The sequence below is a fragment of the Enterobacter cloacae complex sp. P17RS genome, from assembly GCF_014895885.1.
Lineage (GTDB): Bacteria > Pseudomonadota > Gammaproteobacteria > Enterobacterales > Enterobacteriaceae > Enterobacter > Enterobacter bugandensis.
The window spans coordinates 391,854-415,205 of record NZ_JADBQK010000003.1 but is presented as its reverse complement, the minus strand read 5'-3'; the positions used below and the strand labels follow the sequence as shown (position 1 = coordinate 415,205).

Here is a 23,352-nt window from a genome sequence, read left to right as displayed (position 1 = left end):
TTCCCCTGCTTTCTTGTACCCTTTCAGCGTTTACCCCAATCCCCTAAAAATCGAGACATCCGGACGCCTATGACTGCACACATTTCCAAAGATCCTTTACATGGCGTAACGCTGGAGATGATGGTCAACGCCCTGGTGGCGAAGTATGGCTGGAGCGAATTGGGCGACCGCATCAAAATTAACTGTTTCAGAAAAGATCCCAGCGTTAAATCGAGCCTGAAATTCCTGCGCCGCACCCCGTGGGCGCGCGCGGAAGTTGAAGCCCTGTATCTGGACTCCCTCAACGATGAGGAAAGCGCAGAACAGGCGGCGCCCGCCTTTAATCCCTGGGCTAACAGTCGGATTATCAAGAGCTAATACGCAAATGACGCGACACGTAAAACGGATCGGTGCGCTGGCTGCCTGCGCGCTTTTACTTGTAAGCTGCTCCTCAAAACCACCTAAATCACTGGTTACCCCTCTTCCCACCGCCAGCAAACCGACGCAGCAGGCAAACGAGCCGATGCGCGGGGTCTGGCTGGCGACCGTCTCTCGTCTCGACTGGCCGCCGGTGGCCTCGGTGAACGGCCGCAGCGCCGACCAGCGCATCACCATGCAAAAGCAGGCGCTGATCGGCAAGCTCGACAACCTTAAGCGCCTCGGGATTAACACCGTATTTTTCCAGGTGAAGCCGGACAGCACCGCGCTCTGGTCATCAAAAATTCTACCGTGGTCAGATATGCTGACGGGCAACATCGGCGAATATCCGGGTTACGACCCGCTGCAGTTTATGCTGGATGAAGCGCACAAGCGCGGCATGAAGGTTCATGCCTGGTTCAACCCTTACCGCGTGTCGACCAATACTAAGCCCTCAACCATCGCCGCCCTGAACCGGACTTCATATCTGACCCCGTCCAGCGTCTATGTTCAGCACCCGGAATGGGTACGCGTCTCCGGAGATCGTTTTGTTCTCGACCCGGGCATTCCCGAAGTGCGCGACTGGATAACCAAAGTGGTGACCGAAGTGGTGGCAAACTACCCGGTAGACGGCGTGCAGTTTGATGATTACTTTTACGCTGAATCGCCGGGATCCGCGCTCAACGACGCGCAAACCTGGCGGCAGTACGGCCAGGGATTTGCCTCAAAAGCCGACTGGCGCAGACACAATACGCAGCAGCTGATCGTGCAGGTCTCCCGCGCGATCAAGCAGACCAGGCCCAACGTGGAGTTTGGCGTCAGCCCGGCGGGCGTGTGGCGGAACCGCTCCTTTGACCCGGCGGGTTCGGACACGCGCGGCGCCGCGGCCTACGATGAATCCTACGCCGATACGCGTCAGTGGGTGCAGCAGGGCCTGCTGGACTACATTGCCCCGCAGATATACTGGCCCTTCTCCCGGGACGCCGCGCGCTACGACGTGCTGACCAAATGGTGGGCCGACGTCGTCAAGCCGACCCACACCCGCCTGTATATCGGTATCGCGTTTTACAAGGTGGGCGAACCGTCGAAAAATGAGCCGGACTGGACGGTACAGGGCGGCGTTCCGGAGCTAAAAAAACAGCTCGACCTTAACGATTCGCTGCCCAACGTGAACGGCACCATCCTGTTCCGGGAAGATTACCTGAACCAGCCGCAGACCCAGCAGGCGGTGAACTACCTCAAAGGACGCTGGGGTAGCTAAGTGACTATCAGGCAGAAACACCCCGTTTCTGCCTGATTTCTTAAGGCTTCGGCCCGAACATTGCCTCAAGCTGCTGCGCGTCCGGCATACCGACCACCTGCTGCAGTTCGTTTTCCGCATTCAGATAATAAATGGCCGGCGTGGCGTTTGCACCCAGGCTGTCCATCAGCGCCTGGTGTTTCTGCAGGATCGCTACCGTTTCGCGGGAAGCCTCGCCTTCAGGCTTGGGTAATTTTTTACCGCCGGAAAGCTCGTATTCGCGCCAGGCCGAAACCGGATCTTTCGCATTCAGGATCGCAGAGGCGTTGCGCCCGCTGTTGGGGTTAAGAAACGCCACCAGCAGCGTGTTGAGCTGAACCTTGCCCGCCTTCACCCACGGCTGCGCTTCGGCCCAGAACTGCTTGCAGTACGGGCAGAACGGATCGGCGAAGACAAAGACCTTACGCGGGGCGTTATCTGCCCCTTCCTTCAGGGGATGCGCCGCATTGAGGTTTTTCCACATCTCGCGTCCCATCGGAGCGTAGATCTCTTTCTGGAAATAGCCTTCGCTGAGGTTTTTTCCTTTGTCATCGTACAAATAGCCCGAAATAACGTGCTTGCCGTCCGGCGTTAAAAACAGCGTCACGCCCATGTCCTGATACTGCCCCAGCCAGGCTGGCGCCCCGCCAGGGGCATCCAGTTTCTTAATGATTTTGATCTGCTGCTGCTCGCTGAACTGCTTCACCACATCCGGTATGGCATCAGCGGCCTGGGCCAGCCCTGAGGTCGCCAGCGCCGAAAGTAACAGTAATTTTTTCATTTCCCTCTCCGGTTTGTCGGGGGCATTCCGCCCCCTTCAGGTTAGCGGTTTTTCAGTGCGTCACTGACCATTTCGTCGAACTGTTCAAAAGGAACCCAGCCGGGCAGTAGCCCTTCGCCGATAAGCGTGGCGGGCGTGCCCTGAATTCCCATTTTTTCCGCGACGATCAGGCTGCGTTTGATCGACACCATGCTCTCATCATCCGGCGCGGTGACGCTCACCCCCGCCCGCTTTTGCGCCTCCTGAATGCTGGCGTCATCGTGGTATCCCTTTTTGGCCATCAGGGTATGGTTAAATTTCATAAACTGCTCGGGATGCGCGCGCCAGACGGTTAACGCGTCGCGCGCGGCGGTCAGCGAACTTTCCGAGCGGAAAGGTAAAAACTTAAAGACCACCGCCACATCAGGGTGTTTTTCGACGATCTTCTCCAGGTAAGGATCGAATTTCTTACAGTACGGGCAGTTATAGTCGGTAAACACCACCAGGGTAAGCTTTGGATTTTTCGCGCCAATACGCGGCGAATCCGGATCGTTGAACAGAAAATCAGCGATCATCTTCTGCGCGCGCTGCTCCTGGTCCGGCGTCAGCGGCTGGGCTGCCATGACCTGAGCCGAGGCCAGCAGGAGCATAAGCGTAATAAAGAATTTTCTCATAATGCATTAGCCTTTTGCGTTATTCAGGGTGGTGACCAGGGTGCGCTTGTCCAGCAGCGGCGAGAGGATGTCCCCCTCAGGCGTGCCAGGGCCATAGACCTCATTAAAGGGAATGGCGTAGCGGTTTCGCTTCGCGAGAAACTCCGCGATAAGCGCGGAGGGCTGGCTCCAGTCTCCGCGCAGGGCCACCACGTCCGGCTGACTCAGCGCGGCAATAACGTCCGGCTGACGCAGTACCCGGTGCTCGTTAACTTTGCAGGTCACGCACCAGTCCGCCGAGATATCCACAAACACCCGTTTCCCCTGCGCCAGAGCCTGCTCAATGGCCTCCTCGCTGAGCGGCTGCCACGGGATGGTCTGTGCGACGCTTTGCGTGGTGGCATCTGACGGTGAGTTAAGCAACCCGCGCAGCTGATACCCGCCGAACACCGACAGCGCGATGACCACGACCCAGAATAACGGCGAGGAGGTTTGCCCCTTCTTCGCAAACAGCGCCAGCGCGATAACGATCAGCACCAGCATCACGACCTGGCTGACCGCCTCGCCGAGATGCAGGCTCAGCAGCGTGACCAGCCAGAGGCTGGAGGCCAGCATCATCAGGCCCAGGATCGTTTTGAGCGTGTTCATCCAGCGGCCGGGTTTTGGCAGCAGCATGGCCGTTTTCGGCACCAGGGCCACAAACAGCCACGGCAGGCTCATGCCCACGCCCAGCATCAGGAAAATAAGCCACAGGGAGTGCAGCGGCGCACCAAGGGCAAAGGCAACCGCCGTGCCGAGGAACGGCGCGGAGCACGGCGTGGCAAGCAGCGTGGCGAACATCCCTTCGCAGAAACTGCCGCCAAGCCCTGTGCCCCCTGCCGTTGCCAGCCGCCCGGCGGCGGCTGAAGGAAGCAGCATCTCAAACGCCCCAAACAGGTTCAGCGCAAAGAGGAAGGTCACGGCAACCATCAGGCCGATAAACCACGGGTTCTGGAACTGAATGCCCCACCCCAGCGACGCCCCGGTCAGCTTAAGCGCGGTCACCATCGCGGCGAGCAGCGCAAAGGAGGTGAGGATCCCGGCGCTGGTGGCCAGGAAGCGCAGCCTGATGGCGCGCCTGTCCGATCCCGCCTGCAGGATGCTGTTAAGCTTCATGCCCATTACCGGCAGCACGCAGGGCATCAGGTTCAGGATCAGCCCGCCCAGCAGGGCAAAAAGTACCATTTTACCCGTTCCTTCAGGCGCGGAAGGCTCTGTGGGGGTTGCCCCAACGGTCATAGTGGTTTGCTGCGCGTTACCGCCATTGGTCAGCACAAACGACAGCCTCTTGCCTTCCAGCGAGGCGGGTTTATCGCCCCATTCGTCGGTCACGGGTACCGTCACCCGAAGCGTGTTGCCGTCGTGCTTAATGGCCGGCTCGCCGGGCAGAATGTCACCCTCCAGCGGGTCAAAGTAGATCCCCGGATTGTTCCACTTCCCGTCCGTCGTACCGGTAATCACCAGCTTGTCGCCGGATAGCCATGCGGAAAGATCTGCGGATACGCCTGACGTACCGGGCACGGCGCGCATCGCTTGTTCGAACTCGCTACGGAAGCCCTCATCCACCGGCTGCGTAAAATCGAGATGCAGCGGGTAGTCCGTCAGCAGGCAGACGTTGCTGCAGGTGGAGAGCGTGAGCGTTCCATTGAGCGCGTCGCTCTTCACCCCGTCGAGAACGATCGGAATCGTGACCTTATCGTGATACCCCTGCGTGGTCATGCCGGAGATATCGAAGCGCGAAGGAACCGGCCAGGACCAGCTGTCCGTTACGCCTTCCGGCCAGCTGATTTTTGGCGCGACGCCACCCTCGCCCGGCGATCGCCAGTAGGTTTTCCAGCCGGGCTTTAGCTCAATGGTGAGCAGGCCTTTAACGTGCGTTTGTTCCCTTTCCGCCTGAAAGCGGATGTGGGCGTGATCGTTTTGTGGGGAGACCAGCCAGCCGGTGTCTGCCGCATGGGCAATGCCGATGCAGGACAGCCACAGGAGGACGAATCCCCTGAAGAGATTAACCATGTATTACTCCGTGAACAGTGAAAAATTATCGTGTGGTGACGATGATTTTCATTCACGGAAAACGCAGTTTTTAAGGTGTATTCGGGGAGGCGGTGCCTGAACCGGCTGTTCCGCGGGAGCGAATGCCCGCCCTTGCGTCAGCAGCTGTAACAGCGCGAAGAAGATAATGATAGCCGGCAGCGCGCCGTCGAAGAACAGCGGCTGGGCACAAAGAAGCGACTGGGCGCCCAGTTGGCAGGGCGATGGCCCGGACTGCTCGGTGCTACTTTGGGTTGGGGCATCTGCACTCAGTGAAATCTGCGGATCCAGTCCCTGTAAAAAATGGTTGAGCATCACCGCACGCTGCACGAGGCAAATCGCCATCGCGAGACAGGTGATGATCAAAAGCCATTTTCCGAGGAGCTGACGGTTGCGCATAATATTCCAGAGTAACAAGACGCCCCGATCATAAACGATAGTGATGAATCTACAAGTGCCGGAAGTGTAAGGTTTTGTCTGTCGCCGCTATTCCCCCGTCAGCGCGTCGTAGATATCCCGCAGCCTCGTGCGCAGAAACAGCACCGCCTTGTGCTTGCGGGATAGAAGCGCCTGCTCGCTGGCCCCCGTCTCCTCTGCCAGCATTTTAATGCTGTAGCCGCGGAGTTCGGTCTTTTCAAACACCTCCCGCTGCGGCGGCGACAGTTCAGACAGCGCCTGCCCCAGCTCTTCCCACAGCAGCGTTTTGAGATACTCCTCCTCCGGCGTTTGCGGTACGCCGAACAGGGTTTCGGCCAGCTCGTCCTCGGGAAAACCCTCTTCGTCTTCGCCCGTAAAATAGCCGGAGAGCGGCACCTCGCGCTTTTTACGCGCCCGGTCTGTCATCTCGTTACGCGCCGCGCGGAACAGCCAGGCCGCGACGTTTTCGACCGGCTGCTCCACTTTCATCAGCTGATACGTGACTTCCTGCAAAATGTCGTCGGCATCATCGCGAACGGACGTCCGTCCGCGAATGAAGGCTTTCAGCCGGGCGCGGCAGGCATTGAGCGCCGACATCAGCATGGATCCGCCCGCCTCCCCGGCTTTCATTTCGCTCACTCTGCTTCCGGGGTTTTGGGCGCGGCGTCATCGCGCTTATCGTCACGATGACCGTGCCAACCGCAGTGACCGCGGCCGTGGCGACCAAATCCTTCGCGACGCTGCTGAATAAACGCCTCGCGCTGTTCGGGCGTCATGTTCATCCAGCGCTCGTGCATCCGGCGGTGCGCGCCAAACATCCCCGGGCGGAAACCTAATCCGCCGAACAGAATGCGGCTCAGCACCAGAATCCCCAGCGCCTGCCAGAAACCAATGGCCTTCACGCCGAGGATCGCCGGAAGCAAGGCGTTCCACAGGGACATCACCAGCAGGCCGAGCACGATGAAAATCACCGCGCCGATGATTAAGCCCTTGCCCATACGGTGGCGACCGAATCCGCGCCCGTGACCTCTGCCGTGCAGTTCAAAATCTCTCATGGTGTTTACCTCGTGTGCAGTAACTGATTATGGCTTGTGATGAGGTAGACGGATGAGGATGGGAAATATTGCTGGGGAGAATGACAAAATTTTGCGTGATCTCTATTGGCATACTCGATGCGCACTGCTAACCGTTTCAGCTCATGTACGGAAAGCCTGAGGAGGATGGCTCGATGGGAATACTGAGAAGATGATTCGGGGGATTGTGCGAAAGAACTGACGCTGCTGCTGGGGCGGTTTAAAGCTTGGATTGCGGTGATCCATCTTAAGATTTCAGCTTTAACCACACAACTAAAAGCCCCACGGAGGGGTACAAAGACACAAAAACTGAAAATTGTTCTCTCAGCCTATTTTGCGCACTTGACGGGGAGGTTTTATAGATGCGTATTATAGCGATTGGCACAATAGAAACCATTTTTTGTGACTAGCGTCACCACATGCACTTTAAACAATGGAACTATAGTTTTTGGGCGTTTTTTGCTAATGTTTTTCTTGGTAAATTAACGAGATTCATCACAAACATGATTATAACTCTTTAAGGAGATGGCCATGGCTGTAGGAACAATGACAATTCGAAAATTGATCCAAGCAGTAGCTGAGGGAGAAATCCGAATACCTGCTTTTCAACGTGATTTCGTCTGGGAACCAGATAGAGTTCAGTTTCTAATGGATAGCCTTTATAAAAAATATCCAGTTGGGACGCTTTTGCTATGGCGTACCAAAGAGAAACTCGAACACGATAGAATGCTAGGCCCTTATAAACTCCCTGACCCGAAAAAAGATTATCCTATCGAGTATGTTCTTGATGGGCAACAACGAATTACATCAATCTTCTCTGTCTTTCAAACAGAATTAGTAAAAGAGCCTAACAATAACATCAATTGGCTAGATATATATTTTGACATTGATGCAAATAAAGATGTCCAAGACTCCCAATTCATTGCCTTGCAACCCCAAGAAGTAAAAGATAATCATATACCACTCAATATATTATTTGACGTAAAAAATTACGGAACATTTGTTCGTAATTACCCGAAGCAAGAAAGGATTGCGGAAATAGATAGATTACAAGCCGCATTTCAAGAGGTTCAACTTCCCACAGAAATAGTAGAAATAACAGACCATTCCAGCATTGCCATAATTTTCGAACGAGTCAATCGAGGCGGAGTTCCATTAGATACTTATCAACTATTGTCAGCATGGACTTGGAGTGGGGATTTTGATCTGCGTGCTAAATTTGACGAGTTAGGTGATGATTTAGACGATCATGGATATAAAGAACTGGCTGAAGAACCTGACTTACTGCTGAAATGCTGTTCTGCTGTGATAAAAGACGATGCTTCTGCAAAATCAATTGTTGAACTAAATGGTACAGAGGTACGTACCCAGTTCGAAATTTTTAAACGAGGATTGTTAGGTGCTGTTGATTTCCTTAAACGAGACTGTTTGGTCGTTTCATTTAAAAACTTACCATATAAATCTATGTTAATTCCCTTGACCAAATGCTTTGCTACAGCCAAGCCTGCTGGTTTCCACCCTAATGCGGCGCAAAGATCTGCTCTAGTGAAATGGTTCTGGCATAGTTGTTTCTCAAGAAGGTATTCAAACAGCGTTGATACGGCTGTAAAAAATGATATAACTGCAGTTAAAAACCTCCTCAACAACGACTTAAGCGATTTTGCGAATCGTTTAATTAACGTTACCCCAGATTTTTTTATTGAAAACACATTCTCAATTAATTCCGTTAATACAAAGACATTTGTACTAATGCTTGCTAACAAGAGACCAAAATCATTTATATCTGGAGCTAACGTTGACTTAAACTCAGTGCTGATTTCTTGTAATAAAAGAGAGTATCATCATATATTCCCAAAAGACTATCTCGAAAAAACTTATAATTACACAGATAAAACTGACATCTTCCCGCTTGCCAACTTCGCTTTTTTAACCAAAACTGACAATGCTTCAATTCAAAACTCAGCACCTAACATATATGAGTCAAGAATCAATGCAGGTATGAAAAATGCAATTCTCGGAACACATTTCATTCCTAATAATGGGTTAAAGTTGGATTATAAAGATTTTGTGTTAGAGAGAGCTAAACTACTCGCTGATGAAGCGAATAGACTCTCAAATTAACTAACCCTCCCCGGTCATTCTATGGCCGGGGATTAAATAGTACTCACCTATCTAATACGGCCCATTCCGATAATCATTTTACTTGTGTTCGATACCCTCATCCCTAGTGCTCATACCAATCCAATAATAAAACTTACTTACACGCTGAATTTTTAAACTAATGTCATTACATGCATCCTTCAATCCATAGTTTTGGACCGAGCCCCGAGACATTGCAGCACCGTCTTTTATGGCATTTGACGACTTCTACTAAAACATAAAGTTTTATTTAGCGGAGCCATCCATTCAAAAGCGCGAGTTAAAAGGCCCCCTCAGGAGCCTCCCTCATAAAATCAAGCCTGCACCGGCAACCTAAAACTCGCAATACTCCGCGAAAGCTGCTGCGCCTGCTCTTCCAGCGAGGCCGCTGCCGCCGCGGACTGCTGCACCAGCGCGGCGTTCTGCTGGGTCACGCCATCCATCTCGGTCACCGCCTGCCCGACCTGGCCGATCCCGCGGCTCTGTTCTTCGGAGGCGACGGAGATCTGCTCCATCAGCGTATTCACCTTATTCACCGACGAAATAATCGAATCAATCACCTCGCCCGAGCGGCTCACCAGCTCCGCACCGTTTTTCACGCTGGAAACCGACTGCGCGATCAGGCTTTCGATATCTTTAGCCGCCACCGCGCTTTTCTGCGCAAGAGTGCGCACTTCGCTGGCCACCACTGCAAAACCGCGGCCCTGCGTACCGGCGCGCGCCGCTTCAACCGCCGCGTTAAGTGCCAGAATGTTGGTCTGGAAGGCGATGCTGTTGATCACGCTGGTAATGTCTTCGATGCGCTTCGAGTTCGCCGCGATGGTGTTCATCGTGTCGATGACTTCGCGGGTCACCGCTTCCCCGGTGTGGGCATTGTTCACCGCGTCCTGCACCAGTTTTCCGGCCTGATAGACATTATCGGTATTGTTCGCCACCGTCGCGCTCAGTTCCTCCATGCTCGCCGCCGTCTGGGTCAACGCGGAAGCCTGCTGCTCGGTACGCGAAGCCAGATCGATATTCCCGGCGGCAATCTCCTGCGCCGCGTGCGTCACGGTATGGCTCGCATCGCGCACCTGGGCGATGGTCGCCAGCAGTGCCTGACGCATCTGCTCCATCGAACCCATCAGGTGGTCGATTTCGTTGCTTGAACTCCCCTTCACCGGCACCGGAACATCCAGCTTGCCCGCCGCAATCTGGCTGCAGTGCTCTCGCGCCAGGTTGACCGGGGCAAAGACAAAGCGCTTCATGAAGATGCTGACTGCAACGATCACCACCACAAACAGGCAGGCAATAACGGCAATCATCACCAGGCCGGAGACGAAATTGCTGCTCGCATCCTCGTTCAGGCTTTTAGCGTATTTCTGGTGGACCGAAAGGACCTGGTCGAGCACGATTTCGTACTGGCGGTCAAGACGGGAGACTTCCGGGATCAGCGCGTTAAATTTGGCGACATCGTGCGCCGCAGCGGCATCGATCAGCGGCGCCAGCCCCTGGTTGCGGTAGTTTTGCCAGGCGTCCTGATAGGCACTCACCATCGATGCTTCATCCGTCAGACGCGGCGAAGCCATAAACGCCGCAAAGGCATTGTCCGCTTTGGTCAGCGCCTCTTTCACTGCGGCAAGCTTTGCAGACTCGTCCGCCGCGTTGCCCGCTTCCACCATCTTCACGTACTCCATCACCCGCACGCGCAGCGTACGGCTGTGGTTGATGGGGTCAATAATCGACAGCACCACCTGGATCTCTTTGTTTACGTTATCCAGCGAGTTATTACTTTTAATGATGAGGCCAACGCTCGTCACGGTGCTGACGATAAAGAACAAAAGCAGCGAGAACAGGACAATCAGGGACGACTTTTTCAACGACATAAACCAATACCTCAAGGAGAATTATTCCTTATGGTTATCGGCGCTTCCAAAACTTAAATTAATTAAAGTTATTGATATATCGCCTGGGGCTATACCGCTGACTTATAGCGCCGCTGCAGGGTGGCATCCAGCTTGCGCTGCAATGGCTGCGGCGTCTCCCCTTCGATCAATTTACCAATCAGATCAAAGCAGTGCCACGCCAGCTGGCGGTTGTCCTGCCGAATGGTATCGACCGGGATCGTCAGTGAATCGTAGAGATAGTGATCGTCAAAGCTGGCTAATCTGATATCGCTTTGCAACAGGTTATGCTGGCCCATATAGCGCAGCACCCCTTCCAGCAGCCCGCAGGCGGCGGTGAAAAGCGCTTTTGGCGGACGCCCCAGGCGGGCGCAGAGTTCAGCAAACATCTCGTACCCGGAGCTCGGGTGATAGTTACCGTGAATGATCCACTCGGGGCGCAGCTCCACGCCGGCCTCTCGCAGACCTTGCTTAAAACCGTCCAGACGGTCGCGCGTCGGAGACAGGCGCGGCTGGCCGCCGAGGAAGTAGAATTCATTCGGATGCTGGCGCGCAATGTCCGCTACCAGCGCCGCTGTCGGGGAAATGGAGTCGGTGATCACCAGCGGCAGCGCGCTGTCGTTCATGTGCCGGTCAAAAAGCACAACGGGCAGCTGCTCGCTGAGCTTCAGGTAGTCCGCATCGTTCAGCATGCTGGAGGCCACAATCAGCCCGTCCACCTGACGCGCCACCATATTGTTCACCACCACCGTCTCCTGCCCCGGATTTTCATCGCTGCAGGAGATCAGCAGCTGAACACCCGCCTCGCGGCACAGCGTCTCCAGCTCGTGAGAAAAGACGGCGAAACCGTAGTTAGTGATCTCGGGAACGACAAGACCAATGGTGTGGCTGCGGTTATCGCGCAGCGAGCGGGCGTGAATGCTGGGCTGATAGTGGTGCTCTTTTGCAATCGCCAGCACGCGCTCGCGCGTCTCTTCCGCCACGCGAAGCTCTTTGCTGCGCCCGTTCAGGACGAGGCTGGCGGTGGCTTTTGACACACCCGCCAGCTCCGCGATGTCTTTTATGGTGACGCGTTTTGTTTTTCTCACAACGACTTAGATCCGGCTGCCAAAACCCTCATTCTATCATGCAGGCGCGCAGCGACCAGTAGCGTAATGTGATGTCGGACGCACCTTCGAATCGCACCTGGGCCGGATGGTCAGGAAAATAGCGGCTGCTCATCACCCCTTCACCGTGGTTGATGAAAATTTCGACGCTGGAGCGGTCGCACAGAACGCGTAAATGACGAACCTCACCCTGCCAGTAGCGGGTCAATGTTTCACCGGTTTTCAGGCTCGCGCGTTCAAGGCGTAAACCCTGCTCATCGACCGTGAGGCGCAGCGCGCCTGCGAAATCGACATTCACCTGCGATGCGTCCAGCTCAAACTCCAGGCGCGTCGCGTCCAGGTCTGGCGCCTCGCTGGTGCGCCCCTGCCAGCGCTGCTCTTCTTCGCGCAGCGCCGCCAGCTCGCGCGCCGGAGTCTGCCAGAGCCTGCCGTCGCGGAAGCGTAATTCACGCGGGCAGGTCATCTGGTGCATCCAGCCGTGCGCCCGCGTCGGCTGAAGCATCTCTTCCCCGTCCGGTACGCCCATCCAGCCGATCAGAATGCGGCGTCCATCCTCCGCCAGCGTGGTTTGCGGGGCGTAGAACTCAAAGCCCGCGTCCAGCTCGTGCAGCTCGCCGTGATCGAATGCGGCGCTGGCATAGTCAAACGCCCCGCTCATCCAGGTGGCCGGATAGGTATTGAGGTAGCGATGCGGCTCGCGCGCCAGCCCCTGCGGGCAGCAGATCAGGACGTGCGTTCCGTCGAGGGCGAACAGGTCCGGGCACTCCCACATATACCCCGCTTCCGTCAGGCCGTTGACGCCGTGACCAGCGATCTCCCCGCAGGACGTCCAGGCATGCAAATCGGCTGATTTAAACAGCAGCACTTTGCCGCGCTTTTGCACATCCTGCGCACCCAGCACCATGTACCACTCCCCGTCGTGCTGCCATACCTTCGGGTCACGCACGTGGCCGGTGTAGCCTTCCGGCAGCGCCAGTACCGGCCCCAGCTTCGTAAAGGTTCCGTCCGGCTGCTCCACGGCTAGGCACTGCCAGGCGGTGCGGCTGCCGTCATCAAACTTTACGTTGCCGGTGTAGCACAGCGTGAGAACGCCGTGGTTGTCCACGGCGCTACCGGAGTAGCAGCCGTTGCGGTCATACTCTTCGTCGGGCATAAGCGCCAGCGGCTCATGCTGCCAGTGCACCAGGTCCGCAGAGCTCCAGTGCCCCCAGCATTTAAAGCGATGCTCGCAGGCCAGCGGGTTCCACTGATAAAACAGGTGGTAGCGTCCGGCAAACCAGATAAACCCGTTCGGGTCGTTCATCAGCCCTGTCACCGGCGCGGGGTGCCACTGCGGATAATGGCTATCCGCCAGCGCCCGCGGCTGCCCTTTCATAACGGCCTGCAGGATCGCAGGCCAGCGGGAAAGTTGCGTCATTATTCAGAGTCCGTTTTATATTTCAGCAGCAGCGAGACGGTAAACGCCACGCCGAAGGCAATCACCATGCCAATAATATAGTTAAGGAGCGAGCTCGCCTGAACGATAGCCATACCCGGAATAGCGGTCAGCCCGACGGCGGTCATGTAGACATGCACTGACACCACCCAGGCTCCGCCCGCCGCGCCGCCGATCAGCGCCGCGATAAACGGCTTCACGAAGCGCAGGTTGATACCAAAAATGGCCGCTTCGGTAATGCCCAGCATCGCAGAAAACGCCGACGGTAAGGTAATGGCTTTGATTTTCGCGTCTTTGGTTTTAAACCACACCGCCAGACAGGCGCCGCCCTGCGCCACGTTCGCCATGGCCCAGATCGGCAGCAGGAAGTTTACGCCAATCGACGGGTTACCCAGCAGTCCGGCTTCAATCGCGTGGAAGCTGTGGTGAATACCGGTGATAACAATCACCGAGTACAGCCCACCGAACAGCAGCCCGGCCAGCCAGCCCGCGTGTTCAATCAGCGTGCTCAGAATAAAGGAGATGCCGTCGCCCAGCGCGCGCCCTGCCGGGCCGATAATCAGCAAGGCGATGAAGCCAGAGATAACGACGGTGAGGAACGGCGTCAAAATCAGATCCAGCGCGTCCGGGATCGCGCGGCGCAGGTTTTTCTCGACGATGCTCATAAACCAGACGGCCAGCAGTACCGGGAATACCGTGCCCTGGTAGCCAATCATCGCGATCTCAAGGCCGAAGAAGTTCATGGTGTGGAAGCCGGAGGCCACGCCCCAGGCGTTGGTCAGTGCCGGGTGGGTCAGAATGCCGCCCAGCGTCGCGCCCAGATACGGGTTCCCGCCAAATTCCCGCGCCGCGGTAAAGCCGATCAGGATTGGCAGAATGATAAACGCCGCCGAGCTGCACATGTCCAGCATGATGTAGAGGGCGTTATCCGCATTGACCCAGCCGTAGGTTTTCACCATGCCGAGCAGGCCCATCAGCAGGCCGGACGCCACAATGGCGGGAATGATCGGGACAAAGATATTGGAGAGCAGACGCGCAATGCGCTGGAACGGGTTCAGCTTGCGCGCCGCGATATCCGCCGCTTCAGACTTGCTGGACTCACTAATCCCCGCCGCCTGAATAAACGCGGCGTAGACCTTATTCACCACGCCCGTGCCGAAAATGACCTGCATCTGCCCGGCGTTATGAAAACAGCCCTTCACGCCCTCGACCTTGCCAATCGCCTGCCGATCGGCAAGCGCGTCGTCGACCAGCACCAGACGAAGACGCGTAGCGCAGTGCGCGGCGCTGGCGATATTTTCCTTGCCGCCCAGCAGCGGAATAAGCTCGCGGGCGATTTGATTAACATCCATAGATACCTCTGCCTGACTTCTTTTTATGATGTGCGAAACGCCCCCGCCAGGCGGGAGCGTGATGGGTTAAAACCAGGTTTCCATCTGGACCCCAAAGTTCCATTCCCCGCCGGCGTTGAAGCCGCTGCTGCCAAAGGCATCATCGCTGGCGTAATTATCCAGTTTGCTGCTCCAGTCCATCCAGGTGGCAAACAGGCGCAGCTCCGGGCGGCTGAAGAAATCGCCGATTTTGCTCGCTTTTAACGTTGGCGCAAAGGTCAGCTTGTAGAAACTGCCGTTAACGGCGTTCCGGTCCTTATAGCCTTCCGGATGTAAGTCCATGTACTGATAGCTTCCCTCAAACGCCAGCGCGAAGTTCTGGGTCACCTCTTTAATCAGGCGGGTGTTGAGCGTCACCCACTCATAGCTGTCGCCCTTGACGTAGCGATCTTTGCTGCTCTGCGCCAGCACGGCAGGCGCGATACTCCAGCCACCGCCAACAGGCGTGACACCGTAACTTGCGAAGCGCCAGGTATCGGCATCAGACAGCAGCGCCCCGTCGGAACCGATGCTCTTAACTTCTGCGCCCAGGCCGTGACCGTACAGCAGCGCCGTTTTGGCACTCCCTTCCCGCAGGCCATAGAAGCTCTCGTTGTGCAGCCCCACCAGGGCATGAACGCCGTTATTGGCCGCGTCGGTTTTGATGAGATCGCCGTTAGCGTCTTTACGGTCGTCGTTATCCTTCGCCCGCAGGCCGCTCACCATCACCTGCAGCGGGCCGGCGAAGTGGTTCATGCTGAGGATGTAGTTCTGAACGTTATTGTCGGTCTGCTCCACGCTGCCGAAGTTGCGGCCGTAGATCGAGAAGTTGCTGCGCAGCGAGTCGTTCCACTTCACGTCGTAGACGCCGCCGCCGGTACCGGCCAGGAATACCACGTCGGAATCCAGCCAGTGAATGTCAAAGTTGTCGCGGTCGAAGCGTTTACCCGCCCAGAAGGTGCTGCCCTTTAGCGCGCCGGTAAAATCAGGCAGGTTACCCAGCTCCGCAAAGGCCTGGCGAATATTGAGATCGCTGGTATCGGCTGACCAGTCGTTATAGGTTCGCTGACCGTCGGCCAGCATCGCCTTGAAGCGCGTGGTCGCCCCGTTATCCAGGGTTTGCTTGTGCTCCAGGTTCAGCTCGACGTAGGTGTCGGCTTCGTTACCCAGACGCCCTACCGCACCGCCGGTTTCCCCGGCTGGCGTCAGGTACGGGCCGCTTTTGCTGCTGGAGGCCGCGTCGTTCATCAGCAGGCCGGAGCGGGCGTAGCCGTGGAACTCAAATCCGCTGCTCTGATCCGCTTTTTTCTCCAGCGCGGCGGTACGCTGCGCCACCGCCTGGGTTGTGGTTTGCGTCTGCTGCTGGGCGGCGACCAGCTGCTGCGTTTTTTGTTCGGCTTCGCTGGCGCGTTTTTCGGCGACCTGCGCACGCGCTTCAGCAGCCTGAAGGCGCTGCTCCATCGCGGCAAGGCGCGCTTCGATACTCGTCATATCCGTCTGGGCAAAAACAGAGGTACTGCCGGCCAGCATGCCTATCATCACGGCAAGTCTGCGTTTTTTATACATTTTGTCGCATCCCTAAAAGTATTAATCGAACGTGCTAAATTGCTAAACCGGTTTAGGCTGCTGATACTAAACCCGGGAATTTTGGATCGGCAATCTTTTTTGCTAAACCGTTTTAGTAAGTGTGATCGAGGCGACAATTCAGGCCGCCGGACGGCGGCCAGTGAAGGAAGGATTACAGGTCGTGCTGCCAGGGCAACGCGGTCATCGCCCCCTTTGCCGTGGTGGCTAACGCGCCACAGCGCTGGGCTAAGGCGATTGCCGGAACCAGCTCCTGACCGGCGGCCAGCCCGAAGAGCAGCCCGGCGACGAAGGCATCGCCTGCGCCAGTGGTATCGACACATTGCACATGGGTAGCCGGATAGTGTTTCACCGCGCCCTGATGCCAGGCGATAACGCCCTCTTTTCCCTGGGTGACCAGCACCAGGCGCGCCGGGCAGCGCTGCATCAGCGTATTCAGACATTCTCGTACATCCGCATCGCCGGTTAAAAATGCCAGTTCCTCAACGGAGAGCTTGACCACGTCGGCGCTTTGGAGGGCCTGTTCCAGGCAGCGACGCAGCGCGTTCTCATCCGGCCAGAGATCCGGGCGAATATTGGGGTCGAAGCTCACGTAACCGCCCGCCTTCCGGATGGCGTCCATCGCCTGAAAGGTCGCCGAGCGGCTCGGCTCTGCGCTTAGCGCGATGGAACAGACGTGCAGCCACTCGCCCGCGCTGAACGTCGGCAGGTCAGCGGGTTCCAGAAACAGATCGGCGCTCGGGCGCACCATGAAGGTAAACGAGCGTTCGCCGTGGTCGTCCAGATCCACCACCACCGTAGAGGTGCGGTGCGCCGGGTCAAGGCGCATATGCTTCACGTCGACCCGCTCGTCAGCGAGCGTTTTCGCCATAAAGCGCCCGAAAGGATCGTCGCCAACCCTGCCGATAAACGCGCTTTTGCCCCCCAGCCGGGCAATGCCCACCGCGACGTTTGCCGGTGCGCCACCGGGGCACTGCAGTAATTTCCCTTCGCCATCGGGCAATAAATCCACCACCGCATCGCCAAGTACCCAGATTTTTTCCATGTGATCCTCTTAGCTAAACTATATTAAACCGTTTTAGCTATTTAAGCACAGGCAGGGAAAAGGGGAAATAACGCGGGAGGAAAATTGCCTAACGCTTCAGATGCGGCCAGCGAATATCGCCAACGCCGTTAAGCTGCGGACGGGCAAACAGGAAGCCCTGGAAGCGGCGGATCCCGGCAGATTCTAACCAGCACCACTCCTCTATTTTCTCGATCCCTTCGGCCACCAGGGTAATTTCAAGATCGGAGCAGCAGCTGATGATGGAGCGCACAATCGCCTGCTTCGGGCCGCTGAGATGGATATCGCTGATGATTTCGCGATCGATTTTGATTTTATCCGGCTGGAAGCGGGTCAACAGCGAAAGACCGGCATAGCCCGAGCCAAAATCATCGATCGCCAAGCCTACCCCCTCACCGCGAAGCCGCTTGATGGCGCTGTTAAACTGGTTGAACCCGGAGATCATCTCGTTTTCAGTAACTTCAATGACCACCTGCTCCGGCTGAAGGCCATGCTTTTTAATCTCATCGACCAGAAATTCCACCGCGCCAGGGACATTCACCAGCGACATGGGCAGCAGGTTTACCGCGATTTTATGGCTTCCAATGCCCAGCTTTTCCGCCAGCGCGAAGGCATACGCTTTCGTCTGGAGATCGACTTCATAGATTTTCGCCGGGTCCAGGGAGCTGAAGAAATGTTCCGGGCTGCCGCCGTCATTGCTACGGATAAGCGCCTCAAGGGAGCTGATTTTCCCTTCCGAGGGCTCGACAATTGGCTGCAGCGCAAACTGGCAGGTTTGCCCGGCAATCAGGCCCAGATGTTCGCCAAAGGGTAGCGCTTCGGTCGAGAGCGTCCATTTGTCCGAGGTGTAACGCGTCCCCGACGGGGCCGGACGTTTACCGGTTATAAAGGTCTGAATAAATTTGAACACCCGATCGTCGGAGGTCAAATAGCTGTCCAGCTTGCTGTAGCGCAGCACCGACTGCAGCACCTCTTTCGGCGACTGCGTCTGCAGATCGAACAGCAGCATCCCGACGTTTTCGAAGCGTCTGCGCGGACCATAGTCCCGCAGCAGTTCAACCACCCCACTGTGACGCTTGTCCTCACGGATGGTGTAGAACAGTTTGACCACACTCTCTTCCGACCCTTCGAGGATCTGCAGAACGTCATTCCCTTTTGCCAGGAGGACGCCGGTAATATCCAGTTTTGTGTTGCGGCCCCTGGCGCGCTCCACCAGCTCCCGCAGTTCGGTGGACGGGCGGGATAAATTCAACTGGCTTCGGTAGATCAGCGTCGTCAGCACAAAAAGGGGTTCCAATGATAATGAGAGGTGCCTTGAAGCTACTATGTAACATACTTAATCAATGCGACCTAACATATTCACGCTACAAGGGAACATTACTTTTCCCCATCGCCAATCCTGCTGTCGATCCTCTCCTGCATATAGTCGTAAAACGGGTTCGAGGTGACCCGCATCAGCGCCTCTTTACCGACGCTCAATACGGACGTTTCTCCCCAGAGCGCAATTGTCCCCAGGCTGATGCCGTAGCGGTTTTTCACCCCAGGTTCGCGGCCATAGAGATCGTCATCCGGCGGGAACGGCACGGCGATATGCGACAAAGAATAGACATCCTGCGGCCAGGTCTGCACAAGCGGCACAACGGTCTCCCGCGTGCTGCCGGCCGGGGTTGTTTTCGCCACCGTCGAGAAACTGTGTGCGTCCGCATTGGTAATAATCGTGACACCGTAACGTCTCTGCGCAACCGGGAGCAGCGCCGAGGTTGCCGTCCACGACGACGGCTTGAATAGCGGGCGGAAGCTCGCCGCCTGGTTGATGTCAAACACCACCAGCTCGCTGCCGTTTGCCGGAAGCTGGTCAAACAGGCCGGTCACCACCGCGCGGGTGCTGACCGTAGAATCCATGACCGACTGGAACGCCAGCACAGGCGGCAAATTCGCCAGCCTGTTCTCCCGCGCCTCACGGCCAATCTGCTCCTGCAGGGCCTTCGTCAGCAGCCACGACTGGCGGGCGGCGTTCACCGGGAACGAGTTGTATTTATACGGATTATATTCCGGGGAGATATTCAGCCACGCCGCTTTGGCAAACGCCGGCAGCAGCGCGGGTAGCCCTGCAAAACCGGCAAAGCGCGCAAAGGCCGTCACGCCGATCATCGGTGAGAGCAGGATTACCTGCTGCGGCCGACGAAGCGCAGAGGAATCCAGCGCATCGAGAGCATATTTCATCGCCAGCGCCCCGCCGTTGGAGTACCCCACCAGATGCAGCGGCACGTTATCCCCCGTCAGGCGCGTGGCTTCCCGCACGGCAAGACGCGTCGCCGCGAGCCACATCTCCCAGTCAACGTCGGTCAGCGCGCCGGGCGCGGTGCCGTGTCCGGGCAGGCGCGGAACCACGGCCACAAAGCCATGCTGTTGATAATTTTCGGCAAGGTGCCTGACGCTGTAAGGCGAGTCCGTCAGTCCGTGCAGCAATACCACCGCGCCACGGGGTTTTCCTGCTGGCATCAGCACAAGCGAACGGTTGGCATCGGGAGTGAACTGTCCCGGCCAAACCAGGCTCTGGCGAAAATAGCGGTTTAGCGGCGTTTGTTCCTCGCCCGCTGTTTTCGCCGTCACCGCCCTATCAAGCTCGGCGAAAATGGCGTTTTCCCGGGCAACATACCCGGCAAAGTTGGTGTTATCGAGTTCACGCACGGACATCTCGTCCGCCCGCCAGGTGTGCCAGAGGTGCAGGTCCGGCCCCTGCTGCGAGAGATAGACCCGCACTGCCAACAGGACGACCAGGACGATCCCCACGACCATCCCTGTTTTCTTTGCAAGCGCCGTCAGGCGCACGCTGATTCGCCAGGGCAAATTCGCCATGCCGGGATCCCTTTTATGTTCACTGTCCTTTTATCTTATCAAAAATGTGAACGGACTGACGTATTCATCAAATTCATACCTGCCGCGTCAGCCGCTGCACCAAAAGTGAACTACGCTGCACAAATGTTGATCATTGGTTAACTAAATATTGCGTGAAATTAACAGCACGGCGGGTTTTTACCTCACCGTGAACATGGCACGCGTCGTGCATTGTTAACCCGGTAACACAAATCCAGCTTTTGACAGCCAGTTAACAGCGAGGCGGTATGACGACGAAACCCGAGATGTTGAGCCGTATCGAAGCGACGTTCAGCCAGCTCACTCCCAGCGAAAAGCGGGTCGGGAGCTGGCTGCTGGCGCACGCCGCGCAAATCCCGTTTGAAACCGCGGAAAGCGTCGGTCTGGCGAGCGGGACCAGCGGGATCACCGTCGGACGCTTCCTGCGCAAGCTGGGGTATCGCAACCTGGAAGATGTCAAAAAGAGCCTGCGCGATCCGTATCAGCCCTGGGGCATGAACGAGCGGCTGGACTCCTGGCAGCAGCAGCGTCCCCTCCCCAACCGCCTTCAGCATGCCCTCTCGCTGGAGGTGGACGCCATTACGCAGGTGTATCAGCTGGCGCAAACGGACGCCTTCCGTCAGGTGGTGCACAACCTGGCCCACGCCGACGCGGTGTTTGTGCTGGGGATCCAGTCCACGCGCGGGATCGCCAACGCCTTCTTCAGCCATCTCGAGTACCTTCGCCCGCGCGTGAGCTATTCCGAAGGCGCGTCCGGCAGCTGGGTGGAATCCCTCAACTCCGGGTTTTCGCACCCTTACGTTGTGCTGACCGATACGCGCACCTACTCCACGATGGCCCGCCAGTACTGCCGCGTGGCGAGCGAAAAAGGGATCCCGCTGGCCTTAATCACCGACATCTGGTGCCCGTGGGCGCGGGATTACCCGATGGATTTACTGCAGGTGAAAACCGATACCGGTCATTTCTGGGATTCGCTTGCCCCCGTGAGCTGTCTGTTCAACCTGCTGCTGTCGGGCGTAGTGGAAGCGCTGGGTGATGCGCTCCCGGCGCGTCTGGCGGAAAACCGACAATTACAACAAGAGTTTGGTCAATTCGAACGCTAAAGGAGCGGAGCTATGCCCGAAGAGAGTGAACTGATTGACGTGGCGAAGACGTTTCCCACGCTGCATATCGATCTGAAGTACGCCACCGCCGACAACATCACCGGCAGGCCGATCTATCAGGAGGCGCTGTGCCTGCTGCATACCGACGCCGCCACCGCGCTGGCAAAAGCCATCAGCATTGCCGCCCTGGCCGGGCTGAAGCTGGTGGTGTACGACGCCTACCGGCCGCAGCAGGCGCAGGCCCAGCTGTGGGACGCCTGCCCGAACCCGGAGTATGTGGTTGACGTGGCAATTGGCTCCAACCACAGCCGCGGTACGGCCATCGACGTCACGCTGATGGACGAGCATAACAGCGTGCTGGATATGGGCGCCGGTTTTGACGAAATGCATGACCGTTCGCATCCCTATCACCCTTCCGTACCCCCGCACGCCCAGCGTAACCGTCTGCTGCTGAACGCCATCATGTTCGGCGGCGGTTTCGTGGGGATTAGCAGCGAATGGTGGCACTTCGAACTGCCGAACGCCGCCAGCTACCCGCTGCTTGATGACCGTTTTGCCTGTTTTCCCCTGACGCACACCTCTCTTTAACCTGGAGCACTGCCATGAAAACATCGCTTCTCACGACTCTGATTGCCGCCACGCTGGCGTTGAGCGCCCCGCTGGCGCTGGCCGCCGTCCCGAAAGACATGCTGGCGATCGGTAAAGCCGCCGACCCGCAAACGCTCGACCCTGCCATCACCATCGATAACAACGACTGGACCGTCACCTATCCGTCCTACCAGCGTCTGGTCAAGTACAAGCCCGGCTCTACAGAGGTGGAGGGCGATCTGTCGACGGGCTGGAAGGCGTCCGACGACCAGAAAGAGTGGACCTTTACCCTGGCGGATAACGCCAAATTCTCCGACGGCACGCCGGTCACCGCCGAAGCGGTCAAACTCTCCTTTGAGCGCCTGCTGAAGCTCGGCCAGGGGCCGTCTGAAGCCTTCCCGAAAGATCTGAAAATTGATGCCGTGGATGACCACACGGTGAAATTCACCCTCAGCCAGCCGTTCGCGCCGTTCCTCTACACGCTGGCAAACGACGGGGCGTCCATCATTAACCCGGCGGTGCTGAAGGCCAATGCCGCAGACGACGCGCGCGGCTTTCTGGCGCAAAACACCGCCGGTTCCGGGCCGTATATGCTGAAGAGCTGGCAGAAAGGCCAGCAGCTGATCCTGGTGCCGAACCCTCACTGGCCGGGCGACAAGCCGCACTTTAAGCGCGTCTCGGTGAAAATTATCGGCGAGAGTGCTTCGCGCCGACTGCAGCTTTCCCGCGGCGATCTGGACATTGCCGACTCCCTGCCGGTCGATCAGCTGGCGGCCCTGAAGCAGGAAGGCAAAGTCGCCGTCGCGGAATACCCCTCCCTGCGCGTGACCTATCTCTATCTCAACAACAGCAAAGCGCCACTCAATCAAGTGGATTTACGCCGGGCCATCTCCTGGGCGACGGACTATCAGGGAATGGTAAAAGGCATTCTGAGCGGCAACGGCAAGCAGATGCGCGGCCCGATCCCGGAAGGCATGTGGGGCTTTGACGCCACGGCAATGCAGTACAGCTTCGACGAGGCCAAAGCCAAAGGGGCGCTGGAGAAGGTTAAAGACAAACCCGCCAGCCTGACCTTCCTTTACTCGGACAACGATCCGAACTGGGAGCCTATCGCCCTCTCCACTCAGGCGAGCCTCGGCAAGATCGGCATTAACGTCAAGCTGGAAAAACTGGCCAATGCCACCATGCGCGACCGCGTCGGTAAAGGCGATTACGACATTGCCATCGGCAACTGGAGCCCGGACTTTGCCGACCCGTACATGTTCATGAACTACTGGTTCGAATCGGACAAAAAAGGGCTGCCGGGCAACCGATCGTTTTATGAGAACAAAGAGGTGGATTCGCTGCTGCAGGCCGCGCTGAAAACCACCGACCAGGCGGAACGCACCAAAGATTACCAGCAGGCGCAAAAGGTGGTGATTGACGAAGCGGCCTACGTCTATCTGTTCCAGAAGAACTACCAGCTGGCGATGAACAAAGAGGTCAAAGGCTTCACCTTTAATCCGATGCTCGAGCAGGTGTTCAACATCGCCACCATGAGTAAATAACGGTTCTCG

The 23,352-nt window shown here is 57.1% G+C and carries 20 protein-coding genes; 6 read left to right on the top strand and 14 right to left on the bottom strand.

All coding sequences use genetic code 11. The annotated features are described in order from the left end of the window. Window positions 1–69 precede the first annotated feature (69 nt). Together IM265_RS02910 and IM265_RS02905 are read left to right on the top strand one after the other, a co-directional pair. Entirely contained in the window at window positions 70–357 is a 288-nt protein-coding gene (locus tag IM265_RS02910) for a VF530 family DNA-binding protein (RefSeq protein WP_041909918.1), read from the top strand. 7 nt (window positions 358–364) lie between these two features. Next, entirely contained in the window at window positions 365–1,657 is a 1,293-nt protein-coding gene (locus IM265_RS02905) for a glycoside hydrolase family 10 protein (RefSeq protein WP_028013206.1), read from the top strand. 40 nt (window positions 1,658–1,697) lie between these two features. Here the strand turns inward: IM265_RS02905 and dsbG are convergent, their stop codons facing one another. The 6 genes from dsbG to IM265_RS02875 form a co-directional block, all read right to left on the bottom strand. Beyond that, window positions 1,698–2,456 (bottom strand): thiol:disulfide interchange protein DsbG, encoded by a 759-nt coding sequence (dsbG, locus tag IM265_RS02900; RefSeq protein ID WP_193030687.1) that lies wholly within the window; start codon window positions 2,454–2,456, stop codon window positions 1,698–1,700. A gap of 41 nt (window positions 2,457–2,497) precedes the next feature. Next, complete coding sequence (locus tag IM265_RS02895; protein WP_193030689.1) at window positions 2,498–3,109, bottom strand: DsbA family protein; 612 nt, start codon at window positions 3,107–3,109, stop codon at window positions 2,498–2,500. Window positions 3,110–3,115: 6 nt separating this feature from the next. After that, complete coding sequence (locus tag IM265_RS02890) at window positions 3,116–5,140, bottom strand: protein-disulfide reductase DsbD (protein ID WP_193030691.1); 2,025 nt, start codon at window positions 5,138–5,140, stop codon at window positions 3,116–3,118. A 48-nt stretch (window positions 5,141–5,188) separates the two neighbouring features. After that, entirely contained in the window at window positions 5,189–5,557 is a 369-nt protein-coding gene (locus IM265_RS02885; protein WP_028013210.1) for a hypothetical protein, read from the bottom strand. 87 nt (window positions 5,558–5,644) lie between these two features. Beyond that, entirely contained in the window at window positions 5,645–6,205 is a 561-nt protein-coding gene (locus IM265_RS02880; RefSeq protein WP_126326187.1) for an RNA polymerase sigma factor, read from the bottom strand. A gap of 5 nt (window positions 6,206–6,210) precedes the next feature. Next, on the bottom strand, window positions 6,211–6,630 hold the full coding sequence (locus IM265_RS02875) for a hypothetical protein (protein WP_059357577.1): 420 nt from the start codon (window positions 6,628–6,630) through the stop codon (window positions 6,211–6,213). Between the two features lie 549 nt (window positions 6,631–7,179). Here IM265_RS02875 and IM265_RS02870 point away from each other — a divergent pair. Beyond that, a complete protein-coding gene (locus IM265_RS02870; RefSeq protein ID WP_193030693.1) occupies window positions 7,180–8,769 on the top strand; it encodes a DUF262 domain-containing protein in 1,590 nt (529 codons plus the stop codon). A gap of 332 nt (window positions 8,770–9,101) precedes the next feature. On the opposite strand, the gene IM265_RS02865 is transcribed toward IM265_RS02870, so the two are convergent. The 8 genes from IM265_RS02865 to IM265_RS02830 form a co-directional block, all read right to left on the bottom strand. Further along, the gene (locus IM265_RS02865; protein WP_193030695.1) at window positions 9,102–10,652 is read right to left on the bottom strand and encodes a methyl-accepting chemotaxis protein; all 1,551 of its coding nucleotides are present in this window, start codon (window positions 10,650–10,652) and stop codon (window positions 9,102–9,104) included. Between the two features lie 89 nt (window positions 10,653–10,741). Beyond that, window positions 10,742–11,758 (bottom strand): LacI family DNA-binding transcriptional regulator, encoded by a 1,017-nt coding sequence (locus IM265_RS02860; RefSeq protein ID WP_047368592.1) that lies wholly within the window; start codon window positions 11,756–11,758, stop codon window positions 10,742–10,744. A 28-nt stretch (window positions 11,759–11,786) separates the two neighbouring features. After that, entirely contained in the window at window positions 11,787–13,193 is a 1,407-nt protein-coding gene (locus IM265_RS02855) for a sucrose-6-phosphate hydrolase (protein WP_193030697.1), read from the bottom strand. After that, the gene (locus IM265_RS02850; RefSeq protein WP_028013216.1) at window positions 13,193–14,563 is read right to left on the bottom strand and encodes a sucrose-specific PTS transporter subunit IIBC; all 1,371 of its coding nucleotides are present in this window, start codon (window positions 14,561–14,563) and stop codon (window positions 13,193–13,195) included. The genes IM265_RS02855 and IM265_RS02850 overlap by 1 nt, the downstream gene beginning before the upstream one ends. 66 nt (window positions 14,564–14,629) lie before the next feature. Then, window positions 14,630–16,147, bottom strand: a complete 1,518-nt coding sequence (locus IM265_RS02845) for a carbohydrate porin (RefSeq protein ID WP_063437974.1) — start codon at window positions 16,145–16,147, stop codon at window positions 14,630–14,632. A gap of 172 nt (window positions 16,148–16,319) precedes the next feature. Next, a complete protein-coding gene (locus tag IM265_RS02840; RefSeq protein ID WP_136485776.1) occupies window positions 16,320–17,210 on the bottom strand; it encodes an aminoimidazole riboside kinase in 891 nt (296 codons plus the stop codon). An 88-nt stretch (window positions 17,211–17,298) separates the two neighbouring features. After that, on the bottom strand, window positions 17,299–18,510 hold the full coding sequence (locus IM265_RS02835) for a diguanylate phosphodiesterase (protein ID WP_193030699.1): 1,212 nt from the start codon (window positions 18,508–18,510) through the stop codon (window positions 17,299–17,301). Between the two features lie 95 nt (window positions 18,511–18,605). Next, window positions 18,606–20,087: a carboxylesterase gene (locus tag IM265_RS02830; RefSeq protein ID WP_193030701.1), complete on the bottom strand. Its 1,482-nt coding sequence runs from the start codon at window positions 20,085–20,087 to the stop codon at window positions 18,606–18,608. A gap of 266 nt (window positions 20,088–20,353) precedes the next feature. On the opposite strand from IM265_RS02830, the gene IM265_RS02825 reads away from it, so the two are divergent. The 3 genes from IM265_RS02825 to IM265_RS02815 are packed head-to-tail and all read left to right on the top strand — an operon-like array spanning window position 20,354 to window position 23,343. Continuing rightward, window positions 20,354–21,208, top strand: coding sequence for a MurR/RpiR family transcriptional regulator (locus tag IM265_RS02825; protein WP_063437971.1), 855 nt, complete (start codon window positions 20,354–20,356; stop codon window positions 21,206–21,208). Between the two features lie 12 nt (window positions 21,209–21,220). Then, window positions 21,221–21,796, top strand: coding sequence for a D-alanyl-D-alanine dipeptidase (gene ddpX / locus IM265_RS02820; protein WP_151413707.1), 576 nt, complete (start codon window positions 21,221–21,223; stop codon window positions 21,794–21,796). Between the two features lie 14 nt (window positions 21,797–21,810). Further along, entirely contained in the window at window positions 21,811–23,343 is a 1,533-nt protein-coding gene (locus IM265_RS02815; protein WP_100170256.1) for an ABC transporter substrate-binding protein, read from the top strand. Window positions 23,344–23,352 lie beyond the last annotated feature (9 nt).

What these genes read in the sequence shown, in the direction of transcription:
- IM265_RS02910 (WP_041909918.1), top strand. Translation starts at nt 70, where the DNA reads ATGACTGCACACATTTCCAAAGATCCTTTACATGGCGTAACGCTGGAG.
- IM265_RS02905 (WP_028013206.1), top strand. Translation starts at nt 365, where the DNA reads ATGACGCGACACGTAAAACGGATCGGTGCGCTGGCTGCCTGCGCGCTT.
- dsbG (WP_193030687.1), bottom strand. Translation starts at nt 2,456, where the DNA reads ATGAAAAAATTACTGTTACTTTCGGCGCTGGCGACCTCAGGGCTGGCC.
- IM265_RS02895 (WP_193030689.1), bottom strand. Translation starts at nt 3,109, where the DNA reads ATGAGAAAATTCTTTATTACGCTTATGCTCCTGCTGGCCTCGGCTCAG.
- IM265_RS02890 (WP_193030691.1), bottom strand. Translation starts at nt 5,140, where the DNA reads ATGGTTAATCTCTTCAGGGGATTCGTCCTCCTGTGGCTGTCCTGCATC.
- IM265_RS02885 (WP_028013210.1), bottom strand. Translation starts at nt 5,557, where the DNA reads ATGCGCAACCGTCAGCTCCTCGGAAAATGGCTTTTGATCATCACCTGT.
- IM265_RS02880 (WP_126326187.1), bottom strand. Translation starts at nt 6,205, where the DNA reads ATGAAAGCCGGGGAGGCGGGCGGATCCATGCTGATGTCGGCGCTCAAT.
- IM265_RS02875 (WP_059357577.1), bottom strand. Translation starts at nt 6,630, where the DNA reads ATGAGAGATTTTGAACTGCACGGCAGAGGTCACGGGCGCGGATTCGGT.
- IM265_RS02870 (WP_193030693.1), top strand. Translation starts at nt 7,180, where the DNA reads ATGGCTGTAGGAACAATGACAATTCGAAAATTGATCCAAGCAGTAGCT.
- IM265_RS02865 (WP_193030695.1), bottom strand. Translation starts at nt 10,652, where the DNA reads ATGTCGTTGAAAAAGTCGTCCCTGATTGTCCTGTTCTCGCTGCTTTTG.
- IM265_RS02855 (WP_193030697.1), bottom strand. Translation starts at nt 13,193, where the DNA reads ATGACGCAACTTTCCCGCTGGCCTGCGATCCTGCAGGCCGTTATGAAA.
- IM265_RS02850 (WP_028013216.1), bottom strand. Translation starts at nt 14,563, where the DNA reads ATGGATGTTAATCAAATCGCCCGCGAGCTTATTCCGCTGCTGGGCGGC.
- IM265_RS02845 (WP_063437974.1), bottom strand. Translation starts at nt 16,147, where the DNA reads ATGTATAAAAAACGCAGACTTGCCGTGATGATAGGCATGCTGGCCGGC.
- IM265_RS02840 (WP_136485776.1), bottom strand. Translation starts at nt 17,210, where the DNA reads ATGGAAAAAATCTGGGTACTTGGCGATGCGGTGGTGGATTTATTGCCC.
- IM265_RS02830 (WP_193030701.1), bottom strand. Translation starts at nt 20,087, where the DNA reads ATGGCGAATTTGCCCTGGCGAATCAGCGTGCGCCTGACGGCGCTTGCA.
- IM265_RS02825 (WP_063437971.1), top strand. Translation starts at nt 20,354, where the DNA reads ATGACGACGAAACCCGAGATGTTGAGCCGTATCGAAGCGACGTTCAGC.
- ddpX (WP_151413707.1), top strand. Translation starts at nt 21,221, where the DNA reads ATGCCCGAAGAGAGTGAACTGATTGACGTGGCGAAGACGTTTCCCACG.
- IM265_RS02815 (WP_100170256.1), top strand. Translation starts at nt 21,811, where the DNA reads ATGAAAACATCGCTTCTCACGACTCTGATTGCCGCCACGCTGGCGTTG.